Raw genomic sequence first — 26,699 nt, 5'->3', positions numbered from 1 at the left:
AATTTTCGATTTGAGATTGCCGATTTGAGATTTTTTTGGTAATCCTACAGAGCAGCAGGCTAAATGCTTCATCATGTCAGGGTGGGATAAATCCAAAATCACATACCTTGTGACAATGACAAAATTTCCACAATGCAGTGGTTGCAAAATTTGAAATTTTTGAGTCTAAGTAGCCAGCGTAGCCAGGATCAATCTGAAATCTCAGATCCAAAATTGATTGACTAGTCTTTGAGATTGATATTTGCTTTTTCTGGAATTTAACTTGAGGATGAGGTATCCATGATCAGATTAGATCATTGTGTGAAGTAAAGTCTTCGACTGATTAAGGTTTGGATAGTCGAGTAATTATAGACACCTGAATAACTGACATATCGGATCAACCAGCAACAACATAGAAAGTATATTTTAATTCACGAAAAGAGTATAGGCGGCAGGAAAATATGACTAATAACTCCTACTTAGCTTTTGGGGATAAGGAAAATAACTTATATAAATTAGTATCTAATAATACAATTAATTCTCAAGATTTAGTCATAGAAGATAGTTATGTACGCTCTTGTGCTTTAAAGTCGGCTCAACAAGGAGATTACACAAAGGCGATCGCATTACTCAGCCACCTCATTCGCCGTCATCCCCAAAATGCAGTTGATTATAACAACAGGGGACTGGTTTATTTTCAAAGTGGAGAAGCGCAAAAAGCGTTTTGTGACTACAACACAGCAATCCAAATCAATCCGAGTTTAGCTAGCGCCTATAATAACCGTGCCAATTATTACGCCGCCTGTGGCAAATTAGCAGCTGCGATCGCGGATTACGATCGCGCCATCGATTTAAATCCTAGCCATGTACGGGCAAGAATTAATCGTGGCATCACCTGGCGCGAATTAGGGCAATACGAGGAGGCAATTGAGAATTTTGATGTTGCACTACTATTCGGGCAATTAGAAGGTCATATCTGGGCAGAGAGAGGCAGAACATATCATTTGTGGGGAGATTGGAATTGTGCGATCGCTGACTACCGTCGGGCCCTGACTCAACTACCCAATAGCAGAAAAAATGTTATTGGTTGGCGCTTGCGTATCCAACTAGAAAATTGGCTAAACGAACTGCTATCTCCTGAGTCTCCTAGTGCTTAGATGAATTCTTGTAGTAGGAAAAAATCTCAAATTTTTCTGGGAGATAGTCACCCTGTATAACTAAATAGCTAATAGATAATTGATAATGCAGCGTAGTGGCAATAACTATAACAAGCAATATCCTTGGAAGAGTGCTGAGTGCTGAGTAAAAAATACTAGCTCCTAGCCTCTAGTTTCCCGATGCTGATGCTTCATCTGGATTCATCAGGACGATTTGCCGTTGGTTAGGGTCAAATCGGTATGATTGTTGTTGCATAATGCTTTTTGCTTGATGCGGATCAAAGTTGCGGCTAAACTCAGCCTGCAAAACCTCCACACGTTTTTCCATCTGCTTAACTTCAGTCCGCATTTCTCGTAACTTCTCTTGTTGTAACCAGTGATAGGGCAAAAGTTGCACAAGGGCAGAAACTGCTGCGGTTGAGATTGCAATATTAACTGCAATCTTGGCTGTCACTTCCATCGCCATAACTTGATGAGACCTTTGACGAAGATGCCGTTTGGGACGAGGCATTACTTGACGTTTTTGTATCGGTTGTAGCGGAGGACTAGAATGTTGAATCGCGTTCATGATGAGAAAAGAGACCTTGTAAATTGACAGGGAACAGCCTAAAAAGCTGACTTCCAATGATTACAGCCAGAGTTAGCTGCCATATTACTTCATTTTTCGCTAAATGCTACACGTGTATTCAATGCCAAAAAATAAACCTGGCATACGTACGTATGCTTGCTCAAACTGTTGATTGCATTTAGCAATCAATGTCGATCAAGTTTACTTACTAATGCCAGGAATTTTAGTCTAATAACTGTGTCACAGATTGGCTTTATTTGTAAAGCTCTGTAGCTAAACGCCAAGCTAGAAGCCCTGGAAGCAGCGCTACAACTAAAGCGATGTAAACTTGAGAATCTGAGAGAGATGTTACGGCTAGGAACATAGGAAACCTCCTAAACTCAATCGATTATTTGAATAGTTCGTTTACTACTTTTCCTTGTTTTGCAAGAATTGTGGAATATCTTGTAACAAGATGCAACAAAAGCAGTCTGCCATCAGTATCTATTATTTATTCTTTTTAAACAAAATATATAAATCTATGAATTTATTTCTGGGGATAGACTTCGGTACCTCTGGCGCAAGGGCGATAGTAATTGACGCTGAAGCTACCATCCAGACAGAGATCAAGTATCCTTGGGAAATTAGCGATGATTGGGTAGATGTTTGGCAGCAGGCTTTATTTAAGCTTTTAGCGTCGATTCCAGAGGCTTTAAGGCAGGGAATTCAAGCGATCGCCATTAATGGGACTTCTTCCACTGTCTTGCTGGTAGACGCGGCTGGGAAGCCTGTAGACGCGCCCCTACTTTATAACGATGCGCGGGGAGCGGTGATGCTGGAACAGTTGAAAAGCATTGCCCCAGAAAATCATACAGTAGTCAGCGCTACTTCTAGCCTGGCAAAGCTGCTGTGGATGTCGCAGTTACCAACCTTTAACAAAGCTGTATATTTCCTGCATCAAGCAGATTGGCTAGCATTTCTGCTGCATGGACACTTAGGTATCAGTGATTACCACAACGCTTTAAAACTGGGTTACGACGTTGAAGAGTTAAAATACCCCCAATGGCTAGAAAATTTGCAAATTCCTATCCAGCTACCTGAAGTTTTACCTCCTGGTACACCTATTGGCAAATTAACCCCAGAAATTGCCGCTAAGTTTGGTCTAAGCCATGATTGCGTCGTATGTGCTGGGACTACAGATAGTATTGCAGCTTTTCTTGCGAGTGGCGCTAAATCCCCTGGGGAAGCGGTGACTTCCTTAGGTTCAACATTAGTACTCAAACTATTAAGTCGGACTCGCGTTGAAGATGCAAGATGTGGAATTTACAGCCATCGCTTGGGTGACTTGTGGCTGACTGGTGGTGCTTCTAATACTGGGGGTGCAGTATTGCGGCAATTTTTTACTGATGCTGAGTTAAAAAGCCTGAGTAGTGAGATTGATGCCAGCACAGCCAGCCAATTAGATTATTATCCTTTATTGAAACCAGGCGATCGCTTTCCAATTAACGACCCCAATTTACCCCCACGCTTAGAACCCCGCCCAGATAATCCCGTGGAATTTTTGCATGGATTATTAGAAAGTATTGCCCGCATAGAAATGCGTGGGTATGAATTATTACAGCAAATGGGCGCAGACCAGCTAACTCATGTTTATACTGCTGGTGGTGGTGCAGCGAATCATACTTGGACTGCGATTCGTGAAAGATATTTAAAAATCCCTGTAGTTTCATCCAAAAATACAGAAGCAGCCTATGGGACAGCGCTTTTAGCCATGCGAGGAGTAGGGAGTGCTGAGTGCTGAGTTGCAGAGACGCGATTAATCGCGCCTGTACAAAACAAAAGTATTTATCTCCCTCATCTCCCTCATCTCCCTCATCTCCCTCATCTCCCTCATCTCCCTCATCTCCTTTCCCCAATCCCCAATCCCCATTTCCATCAACTTCAGCTGAAGCTGTAAGAGTTGATCTAGCATAGGGAAAAGCCTGTTAAGATGGCATATTTGCCCATGTTATATTTGGGTAGATTTTTCAGAACACTCACTGATCAATCACTTTAGCAATCACTTCGCCAATGGTTTAGCAGCCGATGTCGCCTAATCAAGTTCCCAATCAATCAGAACAACCTGCAAAAATGTATTTACCTCGTAGCAGCGAATCGGAAAACTTAAAAAAAATCCGTCACACTGCTTCTCATGTGATGGCTATGGCCGTACAAAAGCTGTTTCCTAAGGCGCAAGTAACAATTGGCCCCTGGATTGATAACGGTTTTTACTATGATTTTGACAATCCAGAACCATTCACTGATAAGGATTTAAAAGCCATCCAAAAAGAGATGGTGAAAATTATCAATCGCAAACTTCCGGTAGTTCGGGAAGAAGTCAGCCGGGAAGAAGCTGAACGCCGGATTCAGGAAATTAAAGAACCTTACAAGTTAGAAATTCTGGCAGATATTAAGGAAGAACCTATCACGATTTACCACTTGGGAAATGAATGGTGGGATTTGTGTGCGGGGCCGCATTTAGAAAATACCAGTGAAATTAACCCCAAAGCTATTGAATTAGAAAGCGTTGCGGGTGCTTATTGGCGTGGTGATGAAACCAAAGCCCAACTACAACGGATTTACGCTACTGCTTGGGAAAATCCCGAACAATTAGCTGAATATAAGCGACGCAAAGAAGAAGCACAGCGCCGAGATCATCGCAAATTAGGTAAAGAACTCGGATTATTTATATTCTCTGACCTTGTGGGGCCGGGTTTACCTTTGTGGACTCCCAAAGGTACCTTGTTGCGGAGTCTGTTAGAAGACTTTTTGCAAAAGGAACAGCTAAAACGCGGTTATTTACCTGTAGTCACTCCCCATATTGCCAAAGTTGATTTATTTAAAATATCTGGACATTGGCAGAAGTATAAAGAAGATATGTTCCCCTTAATGGCGGAGGATGAAGCAGCTGCGGCTTTAGAAAATGGCTTTGTGATGAAGCCAATGAATTGTCCTTTCCATATTCAAATATATAAGAGTGAATTGCGTTCCTATCGGGAACTACCAATGCGCTTGGCAGAATTTGGTACGGTTTACCGCTACGAACAATCAGGGGAACTAGGCGGTTTAACGAGAGTACGCGGGTTTACTGTGGATGATTCTCACCTTTTTGTCACCCCCGAACAGCTAGACAGTGAGTTTTTGAACGTTGTTGATTTGATTTTGTCGGTGTTCAATAAACTGCAACTGAAGAACTTTAAAGCCAGGCTGAGTTTCCGCGATCCAGCTAGTGATAAATATATTGGTTCCGATGAAGCGTGGGAAAAAGCCCAAGGTGCAATTCGCCGTGCTGTAGAACAGCTAGGGATGGAACATTTTGAGGGAATTGGGGAAGCAGCTTTCTATGGCCCTAAACTCGACTTTATCTTTAGTGATGCCCTAGAGAGAGAATGGCAATTAGGAACTGTACAAGTAGATTACAACTTACCAGAACGCTTTGAGTTAGAGTATGTTGCTGAAGATGGTTCCCGTCAACGTCCGGTAATGATTCACCGTGCGCCCTTTGGTTCACTGGAACGGCTAATTGGGATTTTGATTGAAGAGTATGCGGGTGATTTCCCCTTGTGGTTAGCACCAGTACAAGTGAGATTGCTACCAGTTGGGGAAGCACAAATTGATTTTACAAAAGAAGTCGTCGCGAAGATGCAAGCTTTGGGTATCCGTGCCGAAGTTGATCTAAGTGGCGATCGCTTGGGTAAATTAATCCGTAATGCAGAGAAAGAAAAAATACCCGTAATGGCAGTTGTGGGAGCCAAGGAAGTAGAAACCAACAGCCTGAGTATTCGTACTCGCGCTTCTGGGGAATTGGGTGTTATTGCAGTGGATGAGGTTTTAGATAAATTGAAAACTGCGATCGCTAACTTCGAGAACTTCTAGCAAAACGTTAGCTGGGTAATCACCAGTTAACAAACAAAAGTACAGTCAAAAGTTTGTCTAAAGTAACTTAATTTCTTATGGGGATAGGCAATTTGCCTATCTCATTTTTATGTGTTTAAGTAGTATTAATTACGGTTTTATCTAGTAATACTACTTAATAATCACATTCTAGTAAGCTAATAAGCATTTAAGTTGCATAACCCCAAGGCTGAACCGCTTACCACAAGCAACTCATCCCGGAAAAATGAATGACGATTAGCTTAAATCACAAGGATAAGAATAGAGTGCTGAACGATGATGAACGTTATATTCCTTCAGAAGAAGAATATCTGGAAGCATTTCACTCAATTTATGAAGGATTGACACCAGGACACAAAGCAATTTTGAATAAGCTGTATCAGCACAGTTACTTTATGATAGACAATCACAGATTACGTACTTGGGAGTTATCTGCATCTGCAGGATATGATGGTGACTCTTCTGGACAAATTGGTATTTTAGGTGCAAAATTCTGCAAATTTTTGGGACTAGAATATGACGAATTTAGACCACCAGCACTGGCAATAATTAGTTGGTTTAATGATGAGATAAATGGGTATTGGTACATTGAACTAATTCCAGAAGCAGCTAGAGCATTTAAGCGTTTTCGCCTAGAAACTGTCCAATCTGATAAATAGAACCGGATCGATAGTTTTGTTTTGACTTGCGATCTTGTTAATGGTTATGGGCAAACTACATTGATAGTGCGTCATAAAGAGCTTTTAGTCCATGCCAGAGTATTTGTTTTCTCAATTTAAAGATAACGAGTTTGAAGCTTTGCACAGGGAATTATCTAAAGTTTTTGATATTCCGCAAGTTAAATTGCAAGATTTGTATGCGGTAATGCAGCAAGAGTTTGAAGTAGAAGGCTATCCCGAACATAAACTTACTAGAAATATTTTTCATTCATTCGATGAAAGTTTTAAAACTCGCTATGAAGAATCTTTCGTCATTGGAGTAGATATTCCAAGCATCCTCGAAAAGAACAACAGCGTTCTGAACAAAAAAACAATTGCTATTATCGGACAAGATCCTTTAAGAAAAAGCAAAGTACGATTGGAAAAAATTGGGATTGCAACACCCTATGCTTTGCACTTACAGAATTGTCGTAAAAGGTCACGTTATTTTGATTTGATAAAAGTCCTACTAGATGAAGGGTATCGCGTCTACCTAACGGACATTTTCAAGATTTGGGTCAGTGAGGCTAATTCTGATCGCGGTATTCCTTTGAGTAAAAAAGACCGCACACAATTCATTCAAATTCTGAAGACAGAGTTGGAAATTTTTGAGCCACTTGCGGTCGTTACTTGGGGCAATGTAGCGAGCAGTACAGTTAGAAACATTAATTTAAATATCAAACACCTAGAGTTTCCTCATCCAAGTGGTGCTGCAAATGCTACTTGGCGTAAAATAATGCGTAAACCAGCAACACGAGAAAACCGGATCAACTTTTGGCAGGAAAAAGTTCTTAGCTACTTATCGGGGTTTTAGAATATCCATAACGCACCCTACCGCTACTAGTTAAAATGTAAGCAAAATGTAAGATTTTGCGAGGCGCTATGCGTTCAATTGAGCAACTAACAGAAGAACTCTTAGCACTCCCTAGTGCATCTAGAGCACTCTTAGCAGACAAGCTAGTTGAAAGTTTGGAATTCGATACCGATCCAAGCATTCAAGCTGCTTGGGCTACTGAAGCGATAAAACGAAGAGATCAAGTTCGCAACGGTTCTGTTCAGACCATTCCAGGAGAAGAAGCTTTGGCTCAAGTGAGGCGATTGCTTGAGTAATGAGATACGTCTTTCACCCTCAAGCTCTCACAGAGTATACTGAGGCTGTTCAATACTATTTACAACAACGGGTTGAGGTGGCGCAGGCGTTCATTAATGCTATTGAAGATGCAGTCTATCGAATTAGAGAATCCCCTACTCGCTACATAGTTATTTATGAAGATGTTCGGCGATGTATGACACGCAAATTCCCTTATGGGATTCTCTATACAATCGAGCAAGATTACATTCTTATTCTGGCAGTGATGCATTGTAGCCGAGAACCTGGATATTGGAAAAATCGTAGATAGTAGCAGTTGCTAGCAGGCAAACACTGCACCCCAACTCATAGACCTGCCTCCGTTAAGCTTCACAGTGAAACCAATTTATTGCTTTAATAAAATTAAGAGCGATCGCTTAATTTTTAGATCATCAGAGTTTCCCATACCAGCTGATTAACTTGTAAATTCAGATGAATGTCGTCTTGATACAATGCTTTAACATTTGCATTTGAGTTGAGTATCGGTAATACATCGATATCAAATTTTGATACTACCAATTAATTCATGACAGAGGAACGCGAAAGAGCCGATCAAGATAGCCCTTGGAAAGAAATTTTAGAAGCTTACTTTCCACAAGCAATGCAATTTTTCTTTCCGCAAACAGCTGCATTAATTAACTGGGAACGTCCCCACGAATTTTTAGATAAGGAATTTCAACAAATAGCGCGGGATGCTGAACAGGGAAGAAGATATGCAGATAAATTAGTCAAAGCTTGGCAAATCCAAGGCGAAGAAATTTGGCTATTGATAAATATAGAAATTCAGGCAAAACCAGAATCAAACTTTGCCGAACGAATGTTTTCATACAATCTACGAATTTTTGACAGATTCGGCAAACCAGCAATTAGTCTGGCTATTTTGTGTGATTCGGACTCAACATGGCGACCAAACCAATATAGTTATAATTACCCTGATACTAGGCTGAATTTTGAATTTGGAACAATCAAGCTTTGGGATTACCAAACCCGCTGGACAGAATTAGAAGCTAGCGATAATCCCTTTGCAACGGTAGTAATGGCACATTTAAAAACACAACAAACAACTAAAAAACTCCAAGAACGCAAAACTTGGAAATTTAGTTTAATTCGACGATTGTATGAACAAGGTTGGCAAGAAAAAGATATTCGTAACCTTTATCGCTTCATTGACTGGGTTATGATTTTACCAAAAGCATTAGAAGTGGAGTTTTGGGAAGAGTTTAAACAATTTGAACAGGAGCGAACTATGAGCTACATTACGACAGGTGAGCGCATTGGCTACGAGCGAGGAAGAGAAGAAGGTAAACAAGAAGGCAAACAAGAAGGTAAGCAAGAAGGTAGACAAGAAGGTGAACAAATTCTGGTTCTCCGACTATTACAAAAACGGTTTGGAAATTTACCCGAACAACTTCGCTTACGTATCCAAACCCTTTCTCTCAATCAGTTAGAAGAACTGGGTGAGGCATTGTTAGATTTCACAGCTATTGAAGATTTGTTTAACTGGTTAGATACTCATCAATCAGAGTAAGAATTTTGCTTGTTATGAGCTACATTACCACAGGTGAGCGCATTGGCTACGAGCGAGGAAGAGAAGAAGGTAAACAAGAAGGTGAACAAATTCTAGTTCTCCGACAACTACAAAAACGCTTTGGAAATTTACCCGAATCACTTCGCTTACGCATCCAAACTCTTTCTCTCAATCAGTTAGAAGAACTGGGTGAGGCGTTGCTAGATTTCACAGCTATTGAGGATTTGTTTAACTGGTTAGACACTAATCAAGCACAGTAGGAAGCTTCTCTTTCATCAGTTCAATCAGCGATCGCTCTATAAGTTGGCTGACTAACTGATTACCTTGTAAATTAAGGTGAATATGGTCGTGATACAACGCTTTGACGTTGGCAGTTGAGTTAAATATCGGTAATAGGTCTATATATTTAATCTGCTGTGCTTGCGTAAAGTCAGTTAAACGCTGGCGTGCTTCTATTTCGTAATCGCGGGGGCCAGGATCGCCTATTTCTCGCAATAAGGGAGTCATCACCAGCAAAAATTGACTGTCTCTTTCGCGAGTTAGTGCTTTAATTTTAGCGATCGCATCTAAATTAACCCCCACGCGATCGCCTGGTTCATTTTGCAAGGCTGTAATTTCTGGTATTGGCTTTTGCTTACTGATATAGCGTTGCCAAACTTCCACTAAAGCCAAGGGAGGTTGACGATCTGGATAGTTGCGATCTCGTCCCACTGGTAAGGATGTAGGAGCAGTAGCAAATAAGTCATCGGTATTTATTAATAAGACGACTACCTGAGCTTGAAAATTACCAAATTTTTGAAGATAAGCTAATTCATTTCTTGGCCCCCAGGAATTAGCTGATGCATTTAATACTTCAACTTGTTGATATTTTTCAGTGTGTGCGGCACTTAAAGAACGCATCATCAATTCAGAGATGGTATTCTTTTGATCCGTCCACCAACCGCCATTAGCGATGGAGTCTCCCAGAAGTAGGACTCGCAGAGTTTTAGGCGCAGGTATTGGTGTAATCGGCCCGCTACGCATGGAATACTCGTTAATCTCAATGCGATTTCCAAAACGACGGGTGCGTTGGTTAGGTGCTAACAAATAACCGATTTCTTGATCGCCAATATAAATCAGCGGATTACCAAAACCAAACAGCGATCGCAACCCTATCTCGATTACTAGGGATAACCCAATCACCACTACCAAAATGACTATCAGTCCTAACTTCACTGGCAAAGACTCTCCAAATTCATCTCAAACCCAATGGGCGAAATCTTGACCATGATAACCGCCATTGGCCCGAATCTGAAGTGAACGACCAAGGCGATGCTAAAGGCGGGCTATACCTAAGGGTACACTGTTAAGTTTTGATAAAACTTGTTTTGCTCCTGCTGCTTCGTTTACTTAGTCAGTAGTAATTACTACAACTGTATAGGTAGAGTCACAACAAGAGCAAATTTAGATTTTAAATTTTTTATGGGGGTGGTGGGACTTGAACCCACACGACCTTTTACGATCAACGGATTTTCATTCTCTCGCAGCTTTCGCTACTGCCTAAGAGTTTTTGTAACTCTTGGTTTTGAGAATTGGACTCTCCCTTTACCCTCGTCTTTACGTTAGGGTAGCTCCCGTCGAGTCTCTGCACCTTCCCGTAACTTGAGATTTTAAAATTTTGATTCAAGTGTAATCAAAACTTAAATGTCTCAATTTTTCGGGCTTGGCTCAGGATTGCCATGTCTTTTACAAGATGTAGGTTTCCCTGAGTTTGAGAGCTGACACTTGAAAGATTTCTCTATCAAGGCTCAGTTAGCTAAGTCCGTAGCGTCTACCATTCCGCCACACCCCCCTATTTTACTAGGGGCTATTTGTATTTCAGAGGATTAAAAAACCTCCTCATACATTCCACCATTAATTGCGTTTTTGTGCAACTAAAATTTCAAAAAATTTCGTTCACAATCAGCAATTTTACCAGCTTGCTGCTTTCGCAAAACATTTTATTGCATGAACATCAATAAAATTATGCGATCGCTCTTTTGCTTGAGAAGTACTTTTGTTACCCTCTCTTTAAATAGGCAGCGCCTATTTATTTGGGGTTACTCAGTATTCTTTTGCCACAAGCCTTTCCTAGTTTAACACTCTCTGCTAGAAAATTGCAAGCCAAAATCCTAAATTATTTTTAGGTATGGTATTTTTCCCTCATCTTCCCAATCCCCAGTCCCCAATCCCCAATCCCCAATCCCCAATCCCCAATCCCCAATCCCCAATCCCCACTTCCCTGAGTTTCGCCATTCAGCCTATGATGAGAAATAGATGTCCTGAACGTTCTTGTCTATCTTAGAGAAAGAATTATGATTGTAGCCCTGCTGTATCTGACTTTAGCTGGAGCTTACTTGTTAGTGCTCCCAGTAGCTGTTTTATTTTACTTAAAACTGCGCTGGTACGTGGCTAGTTCTGTAGAGCGCACCTTTATGTACTTTTTGGTGTTCTTTTTCTTCCCAGGGTTGTTGGTTCTATCACCATTTGTAAATATTCGACCCCAGCCCCGCAAAATTGAAGTTTAACAATATTGGTAGGTCATAAATCTCATGCGACGCATTGATGCTATAGGAATTGGCTTGGGCTTTTTTGTTGCTGGAGGTGTAGCATATATCGGCTTGCAGCTAGTAGGGTTAGATAATCAACAAGCTGGTATATGGAGCCAAGTCTTGCTAATCAGCGGCTTGCTGGGCTGGTTAGCTACCTATATTTTCCGTGCGGTGGGTAAAAAAATGACCTACCACCAACAACGGGAAGATTATGAACAAGCCTTTTTCCAAAAGCGCCTGGACGAATTAACTCCCGAAGAATTAGCCAAAATAGAAGCTGAGATCGAACAAGAAAAACAAACTCAGGTGTAAGTAGGCGCGCTTTAACCTCATCTATGTCAAGCTTTGTAGGGCAAAGGGGAAAGGTTTTCTTTCCCCTTTGCCTTTTTATCGTTATTCATTGATTGCTGCTGATTGGCTCAAAGTTCTCATAGGTCGTTTGTTCGTTGTCCGTTGTTTGATACTATATGACAACTGACTCTTGAATCTTGACCAATGACTGCCATTTCTCACTGCTTTGAAACTCTTGGACGCAATAAAGAAACTGCTTTGATTCCGTTTATTACGGCTGGCGATCCAGATTTAGAAACAACAGCGGCAGCATTGCGAACTCTTGATCGCAGTGGGGCGGATATCATTGAACTAGGGGTTCCCTACTCTGATCCTTTAGCAGATGGGCCTGTAATTCAAGCGGCTGCTACCCGCGCTTTGGAAAAAGGAACCACATTGGATCGGGTGCTGGAAATGTTGCAAGCAACGACTCCCGATTTAAAAGCGCCAATTGTTTTGTTTTCTTACTACAACCCCATTTTGCATAGAGGGATTGACAAGTTTCTCCAGCAAGTTGCGGCGGCTGGAGTAGCAGGTTTGGTAGTACCAGATTTACCTATGGAAGAAGCTTCTGGGTTACTCCAACCAGCCAGTGAAATGGGAATTGACTTAACTTTGTTAATAGCACCAACAAGTTCTGCGGAACGCATAGAAGCGATCGCTCGTTCTTCCCAAGGATTTATCTATTTAGTCAGTGTGACTGGTGTTACAGGTATACGTTCCCAGATAGAATCACGAGTATCAGATTTGCTAAAGGAAATTCGTAGTGTTACTGAAAAACCAATAGGTGTAGGCTTTGGTATTTCCCAAGCAGAACAAGCGCGTCAGGTAAAAGATTGGGGAGCCGATGCCGTAATTGTGGGTAGTGCTTTTGTAAAACGGTTAGCAGAAGGTACACCAACCCAAGGATTGAGTGCGATCGCAGAATTTTGCCAAAATCTCAAGGCAGCTATCAAGACAAATAGCAATTAGTACAAATACTCATCTTGCTCAGACAGAAAAAGTAGATTAAAAATATATAACAGTGTAGTTTTTTGTGCCCTTAGCTGGTAGACAATTTAACAGGTATAATCTTGAATATTATTCAGTAGATATCATGCTGTGAATAAACAGCTAAGATCATCGCTGTATATGTGATTATTATGTGAAGTACAAGAGCAAGTATGAGTGTGAGAGTGAGTAAATTAAAAATGTATATAGTTCAGTCGCAGTTAAGGGGCAGAGGCGATGAGTGAAAGTATGGCATTTATCGGCGGAGTTGCTGTAGCTGGGCTGGCAGCTCTCGTATTGCTCAAAGGAGCAGGTGGTAATTCGCTACAACCTAACTTTGCTGCTGTAGCTCCGCAAATGCCAGCTACTGTAGTACAACCACCCCAGGTAATGCCACCACAGTATTACTCTGGACAGCCCATGTATCCAAATCAACCGCCAACTGGCCCTAATTCCGATCAGCGAGCAGAATTGGAATCAGTGAAGTCGGAAATGGCGAAATTAAGAAGCGACAACGAGCAGTTGAGAGCGCAAAATCAACAACTCCAGTGGCAATTTCAAACTTACAACCAGCAGCAGCAACAGCAGCAGCTATTTGCTCAACAAAATAACCAAAGAGCCGCTTTACAACCACAAACTCCTTGGTGGTCTTCTCCTATAGTTTGGGCTGTGGGAGGTATGACTCTCACCATTGGTGGTGGTGTTGTCGTCGCTGGGGTATTGGCTTTATTTTCTCCAAAACAGCGTTCAGGCCGCACTGTACAAGTAATTCATCCCTACCAAGGGCCTACACCTCCTTTAGTTCCTGTCCGTCGTGCGGAGTTTTTACCCCCTCGTTCAGAAACAAGACGTGTAGAAACACCAGAATACGACGAATTGCGTTAGTAGCCAAATATAGTAGTTAGCAGGGTTAGCAACTACCTTGATGTTAATTAGTCTTGATTAGGAAATAACTACAAATACTAAAATCATATAAAAAATAACTCACATCTGATTCTTATCAAGAAAAATAGCAGAAGTGAGTATATTTACATGTTTAGTAATTCGTAATTCGTAATTTGTAATTCGTAATTACTAAAACACATCTAATTTGCATATATTTAGGAATCCGCTGAAATTCATGTAAGATGCGTTACGCTAACGCATCTCTACTATATTACCTTTAACAGAAAGAAGGCTCACGTCTCACCCGAAGGGGAGCGTGAGATGAATTGCGCGTGAGTTGACGACAGTCCTTCTCCCTATTCTCCCGTAGGGAGAACAGGGAGAAGGACATGGAGGAAACGAACATTTTGTATGTATTGACTCACTACGAGTTTTTATATGATCATGAACCTTGAAACACGGTAAAGGTCGATGCCCTACCCTTCGGGAACGCTTCGCGAACGGGTTCGCCACTTTGGCGGGACGGAAACCGACACCGCCAAGTGGCGAACCATGTATAGAGCAATCAAGTTAAGAATTTATCCCACTGATGAGCAAGAATCCTATCTGGCTCAATGTTTTGGTAATACTAGATGGTTGTGGAATTATATGCTTAATGCCACAACTACAGCGTACAAAGAAACCCGGATTGGTCTTTCTAAGGTTGCAATGGATAAATTGCTGCCAGGATTAAAGAAAGAATTTGAATGGTTGGGACTCGCATACAGTCAAGTATTGCAGAGGGTAACATTCAATCTTTCTAGTGCGTTTGTCAATTTCTTTGAAGGACGTACTAAATACCCTAACTTTAAATCTAAACATGGCAAGCAATCAATTCAATATCCCCAAAATGTGAAGTTAATGCCACAGGATTCTGTGATTAAGTTTCCTGGTAATTTGGGGATGGTTAAAGCCGTGTTTCACAAAGAACTACCAAATGCTAAGTTCACAACTGTAACCATATCTAAAAATGCAGATGGTAGATACTACGCTTCTATTTTATTCAATCAAGACGATATACCAGTAGTTGCAATCAATGAAGCTATTGGTGTAGACCTTGGCTTAAAAAACTTTGTAACCACTTCTGATGGTTCAAAATATGACCTACCCAAAAAACGGTTAGCAAAGTTAGAGAAGAATCGCAAGCGTAAGCAGAAGCAACTATCAAGGAAAAAAGACAAGACATCTAAAAAACGTCAAAAAGCTAAACGCTTAGTAGCTAAAGTTTCTAGCAAAATAGCTAGAGTAAGAGAAGACTTTCTACACAAGCTATCTCGCAAAATAGCATACGAAAATCAAGTGATTTGTGTGGAAGATTTGGCAGTTAAGAATATGGTGAAAAACCCTAACTTAGCAAAAGCTATTAGCGACCAAGGTTGGGGAATGTTTCTCACTATGTTGAAATATAAGTCTGAGAAATTTGGGCATAAATATCAAGAAATTAATCGTTTCTTCCCCTCATCTCAGCTTTGCAGTGAGACTCTACTACCAATCCCAATGTTGCAGAATGGGTATGATTCATTGAAAGTTAGGTTTGTAGATTGTCCACACTGCCAAAAGCAGCATGATAGGGACATCAATGCTGCGGTCAATATCAGAAATGAAGGTTTGCGACTTTTGGTGTTAGGAACTAGCACTTCTGCCCAAGGAGGGGATGTAAGACCAAAGACTTCTGGACGTAAAAAATCCACCAAGTCTGAGGCAGTTCCCAATGATTTGGGAAGCCTACACTGACCGCTTGCGGCAGTGTAGGTAGTTCACGCAACATAAATAAGCCTGACTTAGGGACTTCCAAATAAAAAATATCCCAGTATTTATTGTGGGGCGGGCAAGATGGAATAATTTATTTCTTGGAAATCCCTTACCAATGACCAAGGACAAATGACAAATGACAAATAACAAATGACAGCCTTTGCTAGTTATCTTTAATTGCATCGCCCTACTTATTATTAAACAAATTTTTGATTAAATTCATAGATTAAATCTACTCTTCCCTTGCGTAACATTGCTGGATCTAATCTTTCTGTAGTATTGCAAGTCATCAATACTACTAAACGCTGCTTCATCTGAATACCAGATTCATCAACTACGCTTTGGTACAAAGTACCATCTAATAAACTAAGAATATGTTCGGTTTTATTGTTATATTGCGCTACTTCATAAGCACGATTTTGCGCTAAGTTATCAGCTTCATTAATAATGATGCAAATTCTTTCTAGATAAGTGGGTGGTACAAAATTAGTAATTGCATCATGATCTAAGATAAAAATCACAAAGCCTAAAGGTACAAGAATTTCTTGGGCTACTGCTTGTGTCCATGCAGTTTTACCTGTACCGGGTTCGCCATGTACAACCACAGCTAACTGATTTTGATTGAGAATTGCTTGTTGTACTGTGTCTGTGAAGTTTTGAATATCTGCGGGAAATGTACGAATAGGAAATAGGCTGTTCACCTTACCTACACGGCTTTGATAACCGCTTAACATCACGGCTAAATCATAAGTCGCTTTATTAATTAAGGTAGCCATATCTTTGGCCATTAAAGTATATTGTCGCCGTCCGCGATCGTAAGGGTCAATTTGCAGCCAAATATCGTATTTAGACCAGTACGCATACACAGTATTAATTACATCTATTCTTTCCCAATTGATAAATTTTTCAACAGGAAAGTAAAAATCACGTTCTGAATAATATTGAGTAATAATATCCGGTCGCTCTAAGATTTTTAATACTCTCAATACAGTAATTTCTTGCAACCGATTTAGTACATAATCAATAGGAATACTATTGCGGCTGACAAATTGCATAATGGGAGTTTCTGTACTCAGAACTTCCTTATAGCGGTTATCTGGTGTTAGCGGCTCTGGGGTAATGAAATTCCAAAATTTTTGGAGTTCTCCCCTTGTATAATCGGAAGCGACATTTAATATATTTGCCCACCAACTGTAATCTCTTCTACCTAACGCATCCGCATAATAACTAGCTAAGTTAATAGTTTTTTGAGTTAACTCTTGGGTATCATGAAAGAGAACTTGCCCAAAATACACTAAATCAAAGTCACGCTGAAATGGCCGCCAACCGCTACTTAGAAGGTTTTGACGGTTGTTATTTGCGGAATTGCCATCGTTATTTCTAAAATCATCAAAAACCATATTTTTACTGATGTAGCGGTAGTGGAGTTAATTGATGTTGACGTAGAAAAGGTCAAAAAGTTTTTTCTAGTATAATCTAGTACATTTAGCTTGGAAGGAAATATATCATTCCACAAAGCTATGTAATGCATGAAGTTGCGATTTTAATTTTTATAGATAAATCTGAGGGTAATTTTAATTTAGCGTAGCGATAGTAGTTACTGGCGATTTGCCGCTACTAATACACATTAACCATCCACTGCGTACTACCCAAAACGTAAAAATCAGTATTTGAGCTAAGATGAGGCAGTACACACCTGACAAAAATTGCTATCTAGCCAGAGTATATACACTTATCTCAAGGTGGCGAAACTTTATATTTTCAAGAATCAAAAAAACTGTGGTTAATTTTTGACAGGTTACTTTCTGTATAAATGGAAGGAAGATAGAACGGCATCTAAATTTATATAGTTGAGTATCCTTTGTATTACATTGTAGTATAAAAATTCCCAACCTGTCAAGTCCGGACAACTCTGCTGAGGTTGGCATGATTGTCAATAAATATAGATCAGACAGGACAAGAGAAATTTAATTATTAAATCATGTCTCTTGGCAGATGTTATTAATTTCTCTTTTGACTACTGGTAAAGTTTATATTGATACTACCTGCCTAATGTACGCTTAAACTTTAGCTGTGATGCTGTGGGTAATCACCACTTACAATAAGTGCTTCAGAAAGCTATATTCATTTATAGGATGAGTTAGTTTTATAACCTTTGAGAGATGAGAAAAGTCCTGAATTAGCAGGCTATACTTTTGCGTTATTTGCTGTAATTACTGGTATTTTCATTTGAGAAATACCTGTATATTTAACTGCCAATAATGTACATAAAAGTGCATGATAGTTTGGTCATTAAGTTATATCTACTTTTCTGACTATTTGAAGTTTCTATGTTATAAACCTAAAAACATTCTTTAATTTTGCATATAATACAAGAGTAACTGCTATAGCTTCAGATTAAGCTTGATAAACTTCAGCGCATACACCATGAATCAAGATTCTTAATTGCAGATAGCGAAATGCAAGTTCATCCTTAATGGTGCAAAAGTTGTGATTTCGCTATAGGTAATTAGTCTTATTTAAATATTCTGGAGAAGAAATGTTAGCACATTCATTCATGAGTGATGAAAAGAAGCAAAACTCTCCGCGGCCTTTAATTTTGGCAGTAGAAGATCATGATGATAATCTCGTGTTGATGAGTTATGCGCTTGAATCACTTGGTTGTAGATTTATTTGTCAAAAAGATAGTACTAATACCGTATTAGTTGCTAAAGAGTACCAGCCAGATTTGATTCTTTTAGATATTTTATTACCCACTATTAGCGGTATGGATGTAGTGCGTTATTTAAAACAAGATGCACTCACTTGCAACATTCCTGTAGTAGCAGTCACAGCTTTAGCAAGCAGAGAAGATCAGGAACGGATTCTGAAGGCTGGTTTTAATGCCTACCTCAGCAAACCTTATATGATTGAGGAATTAGAAAGTGTGATCCGCCGTCTGCTGTGTGGGAAAATTGATTCCACATCAGGGTTTGAGTTATGTAGAGAATAATTTTGGTAGTTCGTAATTCGTAATTCGTAATACCCTACGGGTTTGCTGAAAGCGTTCTCGAAGAGTAGCGCAAAGCGCTACGTAATTCGTAATTAACCTGTTATTGATAATTTGCTGTTTGGGAAAGGATAAATTTATAGGCTATTCCTTTACCATCAAGCAAATTTAAATTAGATGTACTTAATTTAAGCGATATTGAGAAATTTTGAATTGCTTATTCCTCAGTATTCTTTGGCAAGTGTACTGTAAATTTACTTCCTTGACCTAGCACAGAGGTAACTTCAATTTTACCGCCATGTGCTTCTACAATTCTGCTTGATAAGTGCAAGCCTAAGCCACTCCCGGAGCGTTTATTTTTACCTTGACGAAAGCGCTCAAAAATTGTTGCTTGGTCTTCAGGTGCAATCCCATAGCCTGTATCTTCAACTTCAATTGTGAGATAAGTTTGTTTTTGCGGCCCGTAAGGTTCTTCACGCAAGCGAATTTCTACGCCGCCTGTATCTGTAAACTTGATGGCGTTTCCTACTAAATTGCTCAAAACTCTTCTTAGTTCTAAGCTGTCACCCATAACTACACCAGCTTTGTCTCCTAGTGAGTCTAGTTTATGAGTGTCTACTTTTAGAGTTAACTGCTTCTCCATTGCTAGGGGGTTCAGTTCGCTAACTACTTCTTGTGCTGTTTCTTTGAGGTCGCAACTTTCCCAATTCAAGGTTTTTTTACCAGCCTCGAAGCGAGAAACTTCTAAGAGGGTATTGACCATTTGCATCAAGTTTTGGTTACTGCGAATCATGACGCTGATTGCTTGTTTCATTTCAGGGGAGATTTTACAGAAAGCTTCTTCCTGAAATAAATACAGCATCCGATCGGCTGCTACTAATGGAGTTCGCAAATCATGGGTGAGGCGAGATACAAAGTCTTCTCTTTGACGAGCCATTTTTCTTTGTTCGTCCAGACTTTCTTTGAGGCGTAAAAGCGATCGCACTCTGGCTAGTAGTTCATCGGTATCAAATGGTTTGCGAATAAAGTCGTCAGCGCCAACGTCTAGACCTTCCACTACGCTAGATTCATGAAAGGCGGTAATGAGAAGAATGGGAATATAGATTTTCTTTAGCTCTGGGTTTCCACGGATGCGACGTGTAACTTCATAGCCATCCATCCCTGGCATCATCACATCTAATAAAATTAAATCGAATGATGATTGTTCAACTTTTTTTAAAGCTGATAAACCATCAGATACTAGTTCAATCTCATATCCTTCACTTTCTAAAATTGTTTGCACTAATATGAGATTATCTTGAGTATCATCAACCGCCAGAATACGAAAAACTTTAGAATTTTCTGCAACAGACATGATCTATCAATTTAGCTTTTTGAGGATTAATTTTAGAATCTGACGTTAGGAGAACCCATCGATACTCTGTGAGATTCTGAATGATATTTATGAGGATTCTGGCTCGATTCCGAATAACTTTGATGGGGATTCTGAGCAGAGCAAATAATATAATCATTATCATATTTTAACGCGTTAGCATCAACTTTTGTAGTTGATAATGCGATTTGACGCGGCAATTCGATTCTAAACATAGAGCCAACACCTAATAGGCTCTTGAGAATGATTTTGCCGTTCATCATTTTGACTAAGGAATCGACAATTGCTAAACCCAAACCTGTACCTGGGTATTTGCGAGTAATACTTTGATCGACTTGCCGAAAGGCTTCAAAAATTAATTTAAAATCTCGAGATGCAATACCAATTCCTGTATCGCGCACAGTAATTGCAATACTATCAGTTGGGAGTTCACTGACTTCAACCCCAATATTCCCAGACTCTGTAAATTTAATGGCGTTAGAAAGTAAATTAACTAAGATTTGTTGGATACGGTTAGAGTCATTAAATATTAAGGGATTTTCTAAATCTATTTTTACAGATAAAGATAGATTCTTAACTTCTGCTAAAGAACTAACTTCAGCGACGGTTGCATCAATTATTTTTGGCAAATCAACCCATTCTGGCTTCAGCTCAAACCTGCCAGCTTCTAACTTAGAAAAATCGAGAACTTCGTTTAATAACATCAGCAAATGTTTACCATTATTGAGGATACGTTCTACCATATCCTTTTGCTGATTTGTCAGTTGCCCAAATTTAGGACGTAGTAAGATTTGCGAAAAGCCAATAATGGCATTCATGGGAGTTCGCAGTTCATGGGAAATTGTCGCCAAAAACTGCGATTTTAATCTTGATGCTTCTAATAATCTTAAATTTTGTAGATGAATTTGTTGCCGTTGTCTTTCTAATTCTTGATTTTTTCTTAACAGTTGCTCGTTACTTTCTTTAAGTTGTTGATGAGCCAAAGCCGCTTGCATTTCTGCTCGATGAACACGAATAGCATTCCGTAAAACTTGTGCCAAAATTTCTGCAGAAACTTTAGCTTTGGATAAATAATCTGTCGCACCAGCTTTCATCAACTCAACAGCAATTTGGTCATCTCCTTGACCTGTCAGCACTACGATAGGTACTTTAATTTCTAGAGCGCGTAATTTTTGAATCAAGGTCAAACCATCAGCATCTGGTAAGCGATAGTCAAGAAAAACGCAGTCATAAGTAGTAGTTTTGAGGGTAGAGATCGCATCATTGCATACACCTACTTCTGACAGTTCCATTGACACACCTGCTTGTTTCAGGGCACGTCGTACTGCCATTCGGTCTACTTCATCATCATCTACAACCAAAATTTTCAGCGTCTCTTCCATCGGCTTTTATTTTCGCTGTCAAATACAGGTTGATCTATAGCATTACCATTTTCAAGCTATTTAACTAATCATATTAGATATTAGATTGGGTAATACTTACTTTCTATGCTTCATCTTTAGGGCTGTTGATTCCCAACGTACAATCAAAAATCCGGTATTTTACTCCCTAGGTATGAGCTGATTAAGGCATTTCGCACAGTATCCAATACCTGTTAAGAGTTGCCATCATCTCGACAAAATTGGAGAATGTGACAGGCTTTAAGATATAGCCAGCAACATTTAAGTTATAGGCTTCTACTCGGTCTTGATCCTGATTTGATGTCGTCATGACGACCACAGGAGTTGTCTTCAATCTTGGGTCAGAACGTAATTCTTGCAGAAATTCTATGCCACCCATTTTCGGCATATTTAAATCTAGGAGAATCAAGCGGCGTTCTATAGGAATTACAGGGGGTTGGTCATCATGACCGCGAAGCATATTTAATGCTTCTAGCCCATTATTGGCTAAATAAATCGGGTTAGTGATATTAACTTTCTTGAATGCCCGCTTGACATTCATGATATCAACTTCATCGTCCTCCACTAATAGAATGTTAATTACTCTTTCTGTCATCTTCTGCTTTTATATATTCTTTTTTTTCAGCAATCTGGTTAATCTCTAATGTATGAGCTTAAAATAGCTAGTACAGCAGAGCTAATATATTCCGAAATGGAGAACATAAAAAAATTTCTCCTGCTAAATTAATTCACCTCAGTGTGGTTATCATTAGCAAGCAATTAACAAACAGGTGGTTATTAGCCCCTGAAAGCAGACGTAGCTGATAAATAGTAAAATAAATTACCTTATCATGCTCAACCCAATTGTAAATGAGCAGGTGCCGGCCCGTCCTCAGTCATTGGTCTGAGTTGCTTCCTAATAGATTATGTACCATAAGCCTGAGCAATTTTACTCATCAGGTTGTTTGGGCCAGGTAAAGCGAAAAATGCTTCCTTGATTGACTGCAGATTCTAAGCTAATCGTACCTCCTTCTGTTTCGACAATTTTCTTGACGATCGCCAAACCAATACCTGTATTTTCTTTGCGATCGCGTGATTCTAAAGTTTGGAAGATCGTAAATATTTTATCGTGATACTCAGAGGAGATGCCTGGCCCATCATCTGCAATGGTGAATTCGTAGTATTTTCCTCTATCCTGAACTGATATGTTGACCATACCATCTATTCTGGAGTGATGCTGAATAGCATTGCCTATTAAATTTGCAAATACTTGTTGCAGGGGTAGGCGTTTAGCAATCAAAGTAGGCATTTTATGGGCAATTTCGATGTGAAAAGTTGCTGGTGGTTGTAAAGAGTCAATGACTTCTTTGAGCAATACACCCACATTTACCTGAGAAGATGGTGTTTGAATGCGTCCAATGCGGGAATATTCCAGCAAGCCGTTAATTAGTGATTCCATGCGCCGCACTCTCCCACGTAGCAAACGCATTTGCTGTTGATTTTCTGGGGGAAGTTGTCCTTTGAGGTCTTCTTCTAACCATTCGGAAAGACTAGCGATCGCCCTTAAAGGTGCTTTTAAATCGTGGGAAGCAACATAAGCAAATTGGTCGAGTTCTTGATTGCGATTTTGCAAAATTGTGGTGGTTTGCGCCAGAATTTGGTTAGAGCGTGAAAGTTCTTCAGCTCGTTGTTGTAAAGCCTGTTCAGTTTGTTTGTGATGGGTAATATCAATACATGAACCGATATATCCCACAAAATTACCATCTGTGGTAAATCTGGGAGTACCGTTATCTAATATCCAGCGATATTCGCCATCAAACCTTCGTAAGCGAAACTCCATACTAAATGTTTGGCGATTGTCAAAGGCTGTAATATAAGTTGCTAAACAATATTGCAAATCCTCGGGATGCACTCCCTGCGACCAGCCATTACCTAATTCTTGTTCCATTGTCCGGCCAGTAAATTCCAGCCAGTTTTGATTAAAGAAATTGCACAGTTTATCTAATCCCGACATCCAAATCATTATCGGTGCATTATTAGCCATGATTTGGAATCTTTGCTCGCTTTCTTGTAAGGCTTGTTCTGTTAACTGACAATGAGCAATATGATCGAAAGCCACACCTACACAACGATTTGGTAAGGGAAATACTCTGACATTGAAAAAACTATAGGGAGTATTTTGATTGCAGTAATCAATTTGTTTAACTTCGCCTTGACCGGAAAGGGCTACTTTGGCATAAAGTTCGATATTTGCCTGATTTAATATCAATTGGTCAGGAGAAAATTCTGTAATTGATTTACCGACATATTCTGATAAATTTATCCCCATCAACTCACTGGCAACCGGATTAGCTGCTAATAATTGTAAAGAGTTAATATTATTGGGTTTGGCTAAATGCCAAATTTGTAAACCGAAGGGGATATTGTGAAATATATCAGCATCAAAAGGCAATTGATTGTTAGCCTTTTCTGTCTTAGCTGTAACGCTGTGTTCGCCTGTTAATAATTTGCGATCGCCTAAATCTCGACCTTTGAAAATCAACAAAATAATCCGCCCACTTTGATTTTTAATTGGGCGAATCGTAAAGTCTAAAGTAGCGACTGTATTACCTGTTCCCAGAATTTCAACTCGATTTTGTACTAATTCGCCACTACCAGCAATGGCGATCGCTTCTCGGATTTTTACCTGATTGGCCTTAGTAAGCTGCCACCAACTAGCTTCCCATAAAGGCAAACCAAGCACATCATTACTAGTTAGTCTGCCAAAATCTAAAGCTGTCTGATTAATATCAATCAGAATGCCATCTGGCTCCAACAGAGCAATAAATTCAAAACTTTGGTTAAATATTGCCCTCATTGGTCGCTCAATTTCTTCTATGCCAGCTTTAGTTTGTTGATATCTTTGCATTTTTGTTAGCTTATTTTCCAGATCTTAATCTCACAACTATAGTCTGAAGTTTTATGAGCGATCGCTCTCTAGCTAAAAACGAAAGAATAGGGCAAGCGGCAGTTTATCTAAATATTTCATTTTCTCTTGTAAAATATCTATACATCTGCGGCCAGATATTTACATCTATCCAGTCCAAAAAACGTAAATTTCTTATTTCTATCGGTGGATGCACGCAAGTGTAATAATCATCTATCTTTGGTTTGGTAAAAGTAGATAAATAGCTTACAAAACTTAGTATTTAAGCAGATGGAGTCACAGAACGTGAGTGTCGCAATGAGTGAAATTAGCATTATTTTAATTGAGGATCACGATTTAACTCGGATGGGTCTAAAAGCTGCATTACAGTCTCAGAGTGGACTGAAAGTAATTGGTGAAGCAGCCAACGCCACTCAAGGATTAAAACTTTTAGAAACAGCGAAGCCAGATGTAGCAGTGGTAGATATTGGCTTACCTGACATGGATGGCATTGAACTCACCCGTAAATTTAAACGCCAGCAAGCAGAAACCGGACAAGCCACCAAAATTCTCATCCTGACAATGGATCATACAGAGGATGCGGTACTAGCTGCATTTGCTGCCGGTGCAGACTCGTACTACATGAAAGAAACTAGTATTAGCAGATTAACTGAAGCCATTCAAGCCACATTTACTGGTAACTCATGGATTGACCCCGCGATCGCTAACGTAGTATTACGGAAAATGCGGCAAGGTTTACCCGCAGATACCCAAGCCAGTGATAAGCCAAAAACAGTGAAAATTGAGGCTTTAGCATCAGAATACGAACAAGTTTTAGAAACCTACCCCCTGACACAACGGGAATTAGAAATTTTGGAATTGATTGTTGCAGGTTGTAGCAACGGTCAAATTGCCGAAAAACTCTACATTACAGTTGGTACCGTCAAAACCCACGTTCGCAACATCCTCAACAAACTCTGCGCTGATGATCGCACACAGGCTGCTGTTCGCGCCTTGCGTTCGGGGTTGGTGGGGTAATGAGTAATGAGTAATGGGTAATGAGTAAGAGTAACTTGTAATTCAGTACTCACAACCTTGATTGCAAACACTCAGCAATGCGTTGTGCTGCGCCTGGTTGACCCATCCGCAGTAAACCGTTGTCGGCAATTATTTGCAACCTGTCGGGATTCTGGAATAAAGACTGCACTTCTTTGGCAACTTTGCTGGGCTGATCTACTAAAATCAAAGATGGCCCCAGAAGGCGACTTTGCGCTTCGGCAAAGCCAGGATTATATTGCGGCCCTTGACCGGAAATGGCGATCGCAGGTTTTCCTAAACCTACGAATTGTTCTGTGGCTGTACCTGCCATTGCGATCGCAAAATCTCCTAAATGCAAGCAATCGTTATAGGCTTGTTGCGTCAGAATAAAATAAGCATTTTTTTGCTTAAATGTCAATGCATTCGGGTCGCTCAGTTGGATGGGTAACTCTGGCTGAGAACGCCAGCCTTGGATGGTGAGAGTTTTGGTTAAAGTGTTACAGTCTAAACTAGGTGCGATCGCTCCTAAAAATATTATTGTGCCAGAAGTGTGAAAAACCGAATCGCGCTCCCGGAAACTGGCAAGTAATGCAGACACGGCAACTGTAATGGTTTCCCAGTTATTATATGCTTCTGGTGCGCGAGAACCAGGGAGCAGAGTTACAATCAGAGGGCGGGCGATTTCTTGTTGCTGGATATCTCCGCTATAAAATCTTTGCGTAGGAAAGGATGGTGACAATCCATCCATCATCGGATTACCCAAATCAAAAGCGGGAATCGGCCATTTTTTTAAGATTTCTGTGGTTAGCGAATCTCTAGGGAACACCGCCCGACAATGGCGACGACTCATCAACCAGCGTTCCCAAGGATGGTAAATCGAACCAGAAAAATTCTCCCATTTTGCGCCTTTATTTTTACGTGGTAATAAACCAGATTCATCGCGCACATAATATTCTGATTTCGCCGTGCCCACAAAAGCATAGTTAGCACCGCTAAATTTAGCAAATAAAAGTGGGACAATATCGCCTACAGCCAAAATTGCTTTTCTATTACCTTGTTTTTTTTGCGATTTCACCCAACGACGCACAGCTTTAATTTGGCTGAGGGTTAATTGCACTAAACCACCACGGACATCTTTGGCTAGTTGTCGTCCATCCATATAAATAAAACCGCCAGAAGGCAAAGTCCTTACCGAACCAATCACAGGAACATTCAACTGTTGATAAGCGTGTCCTTCACCCACCAGAGGTAAAGCAAAAATATCTGGTGGGTTTGATTGTTGTTGCAGTGCTTGCAAAATCCGGATAGCAATTACATCTTCGCCATGTCCATTACTTAATACCAGTAGCTGCAAACGAGAACTAGAAGATGGCGCTGGGGACGCTACAGATAAGGGCGATACATCATTCATATGAAACAAAAATTCACTAATAAATGTCTTGTTTAGCAAGAGGGCACGGGGCATTGGGCATTGGGCAT

General features: G+C 40.1%; 25 protein-coding genes. 16 read left to right on the top strand and 9 right to left on the bottom strand.

Annotated features, from left to right (window positions below; genetic code table 11):
• Positions 1 to 440: 440 nt before the first annotated feature.
• The gene (locus HGR01_RS07805; RefSeq protein WP_045869031.1) at positions 441 to 1,136 is read left to right on the top strand and encodes a tetratricopeptide repeat protein; all 696 of its coding nucleotides are present in this window, start codon (positions 441 to 443) and stop codon (positions 1,134 to 1,136) included.
• A 169-nt stretch (positions 1,137 to 1,305) separates the two neighbouring features.
• On the opposite strand, the gene HGR01_RS07800 is transcribed toward HGR01_RS07805, so the two are convergent.
• On the bottom strand, positions 1,306 to 1,704 hold the full coding sequence (locus HGR01_RS07800) for a hypothetical protein (RefSeq protein ID WP_045869032.1): 399 nt from the start codon (positions 1,702 to 1,704) through the stop codon (positions 1,306 to 1,308).
• A 253-nt stretch (positions 1,705 to 1,957) separates the two neighbouring features.
• Positions 1,958 to 2,068, bottom strand: coding sequence for a photosystem I reaction center subunit XII (psaM, locus tag HGR01_RS07795; RefSeq protein ID WP_071989363.1), 111 nt, complete (start codon positions 2,066 to 2,068; stop codon positions 1,958 to 1,960).
• A 156-nt stretch (positions 2,069 to 2,224) separates the two neighbouring features.
• On the opposite strand from psaM, the gene HGR01_RS07790 reads away from it, so the two are divergent.
• The 8 genes from HGR01_RS07790 (at position 2,225) to HGR01_RS07755 (ending at position 9,231) form a co-directional block, all read left to right on the top strand.
• Positions 2,225 to 3,484, top strand: coding sequence for an FGGY-family carbohydrate kinase (locus HGR01_RS07790; RefSeq protein ID WP_045869621.1), 1,260 nt, complete (start codon positions 2,225 to 2,227; stop codon positions 3,482 to 3,484).
• A 284-nt stretch (positions 3,485 to 3,768) separates the two neighbouring features.
• Positions 3,769 to 5,598: a threonine--tRNA ligase gene (gene thrS, locus HGR01_RS07785; protein ID WP_045869033.1), complete on the top strand. Its 1,830-nt coding sequence runs from the start codon at positions 3,769 to 3,771 to the stop codon at positions 5,596 to 5,598.
• A 248-nt stretch (positions 5,599 to 5,846) separates the two neighbouring features.
• The gene (locus tag HGR01_RS07780; RefSeq protein WP_045869034.1) at positions 5,847 to 6,275 is read left to right on the top strand and encodes a hypothetical protein; all 429 of its coding nucleotides are present in this window, start codon (positions 5,847 to 5,849) and stop codon (positions 6,273 to 6,275) included.
• Positions 6,276 to 6,366: 91 nt separating this feature from the next.
• Positions 6,367 to 7,128 carry a uracil-DNA glycosylase gene (locus tag HGR01_RS07775; RefSeq protein ID WP_045869035.1) on the top strand — a complete coding sequence of 254 codons (762 nt, stop codon included), beginning with the start codon at positions 6,367 to 6,369 and terminating at the stop codon, positions 7,126 to 7,128.
• 68 nt (positions 7,129 to 7,196) lie between these two features.
• Entirely contained in the window at positions 7,197 to 7,424 is a 228-nt protein-coding gene (locus tag HGR01_RS07770; RefSeq protein ID WP_045869036.1) for an addiction module protein, read from the top strand.
• On the top strand, positions 7,424 to 7,714 hold the full coding sequence (locus HGR01_RS07765) for a type II toxin-antitoxin system RelE/ParE family toxin (RefSeq protein WP_045869037.1): 291 nt from the start codon (positions 7,424 to 7,426) through the stop codon (positions 7,712 to 7,714). Before HGR01_RS07770 ends, HGR01_RS07765 begins: the two co-directional genes overlap by 1 nt.
• A gap of 255 nt (positions 7,715 to 7,969) precedes the next feature.
• Entirely contained in the window at positions 7,970 to 8,971 is a 1,002-nt protein-coding gene (locus HGR01_RS07760) for a DUF4351 domain-containing protein (RefSeq protein ID WP_045869038.1), read from the top strand.
• Between the two features lie 14 nt (positions 8,972 to 8,985).
• The gene (locus HGR01_RS07755; protein ID WP_045869039.1) at positions 8,986 to 9,231 is read left to right on the top strand and encodes a DUF4351 domain-containing protein; all 246 of its coding nucleotides are present in this window, start codon (positions 8,986 to 8,988) and stop codon (positions 9,229 to 9,231) included.
• Here the strand turns inward: HGR01_RS07755 and HGR01_RS07750 are convergent.
• Positions 9,215 to 10,186 (bottom strand): SGNH/GDSL hydrolase family protein, encoded by a 972-nt coding sequence (locus HGR01_RS07750; RefSeq protein WP_045869040.1) that lies wholly within the window; start codon positions 10,184 to 10,186, stop codon positions 9,215 to 9,217. The genes HGR01_RS07755 and HGR01_RS07750 overlap by 17 nt on opposite strands.
• A gap of 1,118 nt (positions 10,187 to 11,304) precedes the next feature.
• Here HGR01_RS07750 and ndhL point away from each other — a divergent pair.
• The 5 genes from ndhL to HGR01_RS07725 all read left to right on the top strand — a co-directional run bounded on the left by ndhL (position 11,305) and on the right by HGR01_RS07725 (position 15,519).
• Positions 11,305 to 11,517, top strand: coding sequence for an NAD(P)H-quinone oxidoreductase subunit L (gene ndhL / locus HGR01_RS07745; RefSeq protein ID WP_045869041.1), 213 nt, complete (start codon positions 11,305 to 11,307; stop codon positions 11,515 to 11,517).
• Positions 11,518 to 11,541: 24 nt separating this feature from the next.
• Positions 11,542 to 11,853, top strand: coding sequence for a DUF3007 family protein (locus HGR01_RS07740; protein WP_045869042.1), 312 nt, complete (start codon positions 11,542 to 11,544; stop codon positions 11,851 to 11,853).
• Positions 11,854 to 12,036: 183 nt separating this feature from the next.
• Complete coding sequence (gene trpA / locus HGR01_RS07735; protein WP_096622054.1) at positions 12,037 to 12,843, top strand: tryptophan synthase subunit alpha; 807 nt, start codon at positions 12,037 to 12,039, stop codon at positions 12,841 to 12,843.
• Positions 12,844 to 13,098: 255 nt separating this feature from the next.
• Entirely contained in the window at positions 13,099 to 13,746 is a 648-nt protein-coding gene (locus tag HGR01_RS07730) for a hypothetical protein (protein WP_045869044.1), read from the top strand.
• Positions 13,747 to 14,298: 552 nt separating this feature from the next.
• Positions 14,299 to 15,519, top strand: coding sequence for an RNA-guided endonuclease InsQ/TnpB family protein (locus HGR01_RS07725; RefSeq protein WP_045869045.1), 1,221 nt, complete (start codon positions 14,299 to 14,301; stop codon positions 15,517 to 15,519).
• A 215-nt stretch (positions 15,520 to 15,734) separates the two neighbouring features.
• Here HGR01_RS07725 and HGR01_RS07720 read toward each other — a convergent pair whose 3' ends face one another.
• Positions 15,735 to 16,937, bottom strand: a complete 1,203-nt coding sequence (locus HGR01_RS07720; protein WP_045869046.1) for an AAA family ATPase — start codon at positions 16,935 to 16,937, stop codon at positions 15,735 to 15,737.
• Between the two features lie 1,139 nt (positions 16,938 to 18,076).
• On the opposite strand from HGR01_RS07720, the gene HGR01_RS07715 reads away from it, so the two are divergent.
• Entirely contained in the window at positions 18,077 to 18,529 is a 453-nt protein-coding gene (locus tag HGR01_RS07715; protein WP_228045603.1) for a response regulator, read from the top strand.
• Positions 18,530 to 18,743: 214 nt separating this feature from the next.
• On the opposite strand, the gene HGR01_RS07710 is transcribed toward HGR01_RS07715, so the two are convergent.
• The 4 genes from HGR01_RS07710 to HGR01_RS07695 all read right to left on the bottom strand — a co-directional run bounded on the left by HGR01_RS07710 (position 18,744) and on the right by HGR01_RS07695 (position 24,185).
• The gene (locus tag HGR01_RS07710; RefSeq protein ID WP_045869048.1) at positions 18,744 to 19,880 is read right to left on the bottom strand and encodes a hybrid sensor histidine kinase/response regulator; all 1,137 of its coding nucleotides are present in this window, start codon (positions 19,878 to 19,880) and stop codon (positions 18,744 to 18,746) included.
• A gap of 32 nt (positions 19,881 to 19,912) precedes the next feature.
• Positions 19,913 to 21,280 (bottom strand): hybrid sensor histidine kinase/response regulator, encoded by a 1,368-nt coding sequence (locus HGR01_RS07705; protein ID WP_045869049.1) that lies wholly within the window; start codon positions 21,278 to 21,280, stop codon positions 19,913 to 19,915.
• Between the two features lie 181 nt (positions 21,281 to 21,461).
• Positions 21,462 to 21,893, bottom strand: a complete 432-nt coding sequence (locus HGR01_RS07700) for a response regulator (protein WP_045869050.1) — start codon at positions 21,891 to 21,893, stop codon at positions 21,462 to 21,464.
• Positions 21,894 to 22,226: 333 nt separating this feature from the next.
• On the bottom strand, positions 22,227 to 24,185 hold the full coding sequence (locus HGR01_RS07695; RefSeq protein WP_081583940.1) for a PAS domain S-box protein: 1,959 nt from the start codon (positions 24,183 to 24,185) through the stop codon (positions 22,227 to 22,229).
• Positions 24,186 to 24,500: 315 nt separating this feature from the next.
• Here HGR01_RS07695 and HGR01_RS07690 point away from each other — a divergent pair, with 315 nt between their 5' ends.
• Positions 24,501 to 25,220 (top strand): response regulator, encoded by a 720-nt coding sequence (locus HGR01_RS07690; RefSeq protein ID WP_045869051.1) that lies wholly within the window; start codon positions 24,501 to 24,503, stop codon positions 25,218 to 25,220.
• A gap of 49 nt (positions 25,221 to 25,269) precedes the next feature.
• Here HGR01_RS07690 and HGR01_RS07685 read toward each other — a convergent pair whose 3' ends face one another.
• Positions 25,270 to 26,631, bottom strand: a complete 1,362-nt coding sequence (locus tag HGR01_RS07685) for a lipid-A-disaccharide synthase-related protein (RefSeq protein ID WP_045869623.1) — start codon at positions 26,629 to 26,631, stop codon at positions 25,270 to 25,272.
• Positions 26,632 to 26,699 lie beyond the last annotated feature (68 nt).

Source organism: Tolypothrix sp. PCC 7712, assembly GCF_025860405.1.
Lineage (GTDB): Bacteria > Cyanobacteriota > Cyanobacteriia > Cyanobacteriales > Nostocaceae > Aulosira > Aulosira diplosiphon.
This window is presented reverse-complemented; position numbering and strand designations above follow the sequence as displayed.

What these genes read in the sequence shown, in the direction of transcription:
- HGR01_RS07780 (WP_045869034.1), top strand. Translation starts at nt 5,847, where the DNA reads ATGACGATTAGCTTAAATCACAAGGATAAGAATAGAGTGCTGAACGAT.
- HGR01_RS07720 (WP_045869046.1), bottom strand. Translation starts at nt 16,937, where the DNA reads ATGGTTTTTGATGATTTTAGAAATAACGATGGCAATTCCGCAAATAAC.
- HGR01_RS07765 (WP_045869037.1), top strand. Translation starts at nt 7,424, where the DNA reads ATGAGATACGTCTTTCACCCTCAAGCTCTCACAGAGTATACTGAGGCT.
- HGR01_RS07760 (WP_045869038.1), top strand. Translation starts at nt 7,970, where the DNA reads ATGACAGAGGAACGCGAAAGAGCCGATCAAGATAGCCCTTGGAAAGAA.
- HGR01_RS07715 (WP_228045603.1), top strand. Translation starts at nt 18,077, where the DNA reads ATGTTAGCACATTCATTCATGAGTGATGAAAAGAAGCAAAACTCTCCG.
- HGR01_RS07770 (WP_045869036.1), top strand. Translation starts at nt 7,197, where the DNA reads ATGCGTTCAATTGAGCAACTAACAGAAGAACTCTTAGCACTCCCTAGT.
- trpA (WP_096622054.1), top strand. Translation starts at nt 12,037, where the DNA reads ATGACTGCCATTTCTCACTGCTTTGAAACTCTTGGACGCAATAAAGAA.
- HGR01_RS07695 (WP_081583940.1), bottom strand. Translation starts at nt 24,185, where the DNA reads ATGCAAAGATATCAACAAACTAAAGCTGGCATAGAAGAAATTGAGCGA.
- psaM (WP_071989363.1), bottom strand. Translation starts at nt 2,068, where the DNA reads ATGTTCCTAGCCGTAACATCTCTCTCAGATTCTCAAGTTTACATCGCT.
- HGR01_RS07740 (WP_045869042.1), top strand. Translation starts at nt 11,542, where the DNA reads ATGCGACGCATTGATGCTATAGGAATTGGCTTGGGCTTTTTTGTTGCT.
- HGR01_RS07685 (WP_045869623.1), bottom strand. Translation starts at nt 26,631, where the DNA reads ATGAATGATGTATCGCCCTTATCTGTAGCGTCCCCAGCGCCATCTTCT.
- HGR01_RS07705 (WP_045869049.1), bottom strand. Translation starts at nt 21,280, where the DNA reads ATGGAAGAGACGCTGAAAATTTTGGTTGTAGATGATGATGAAGTAGAC.
- HGR01_RS07800 (WP_045869032.1), bottom strand. Translation starts at nt 1,704, where the DNA reads ATGAACGCGATTCAACATTCTAGTCCTCCGCTACAACCGATACAAAAA.
- HGR01_RS07690 (WP_045869051.1), top strand. Translation starts at nt 24,501, where the DNA reads ATGAGTGAAATTAGCATTATTTTAATTGAGGATCACGATTTAACTCGG.
- thrS (WP_045869033.1), top strand. Translation starts at nt 3,769, where the DNA reads ATGTCGCCTAATCAAGTTCCCAATCAATCAGAACAACCTGCAAAAATG.
- HGR01_RS07755 (WP_045869039.1), top strand. Translation starts at nt 8,986, where the DNA reads ATGAGCTACATTACCACAGGTGAGCGCATTGGCTACGAGCGAGGAAGA.
- HGR01_RS07725 (WP_045869045.1), top strand. Translation starts at nt 14,299, where the DNA reads ATGTATAGAGCAATCAAGTTAAGAATTTATCCCACTGATGAGCAAGAA.
- HGR01_RS07700 (WP_045869050.1), bottom strand. Translation starts at nt 21,893, where the DNA reads ATGACAGAAAGAGTAATTAACATTCTATTAGTGGAGGACGATGAAGTT.
- HGR01_RS07805 (WP_045869031.1), top strand. Translation starts at nt 441, where the DNA reads ATGACTAATAACTCCTACTTAGCTTTTGGGGATAAGGAAAATAACTTA.
- HGR01_RS07730 (WP_045869044.1), top strand. Translation starts at nt 13,099, where the DNA reads ATGAGTGAAAGTATGGCATTTATCGGCGGAGTTGCTGTAGCTGGGCTG.
- HGR01_RS07775 (WP_045869035.1), top strand. Translation starts at nt 6,367, where the DNA reads ATGCCAGAGTATTTGTTTTCTCAATTTAAAGATAACGAGTTTGAAGCT.
- HGR01_RS07710 (WP_045869048.1), bottom strand. Translation starts at nt 19,880, where the DNA reads ATGTCTGTTGCAGAAAATTCTAAAGTTTTTCGTATTCTGGCGGTTGAT.
- HGR01_RS07790 (WP_045869621.1), top strand. Translation starts at nt 2,225, where the DNA reads ATGAATTTATTTCTGGGGATAGACTTCGGTACCTCTGGCGCAAGGGCG.
- ndhL (WP_045869041.1), top strand. Translation starts at nt 11,305, where the DNA reads ATGATTGTAGCCCTGCTGTATCTGACTTTAGCTGGAGCTTACTTGTTA.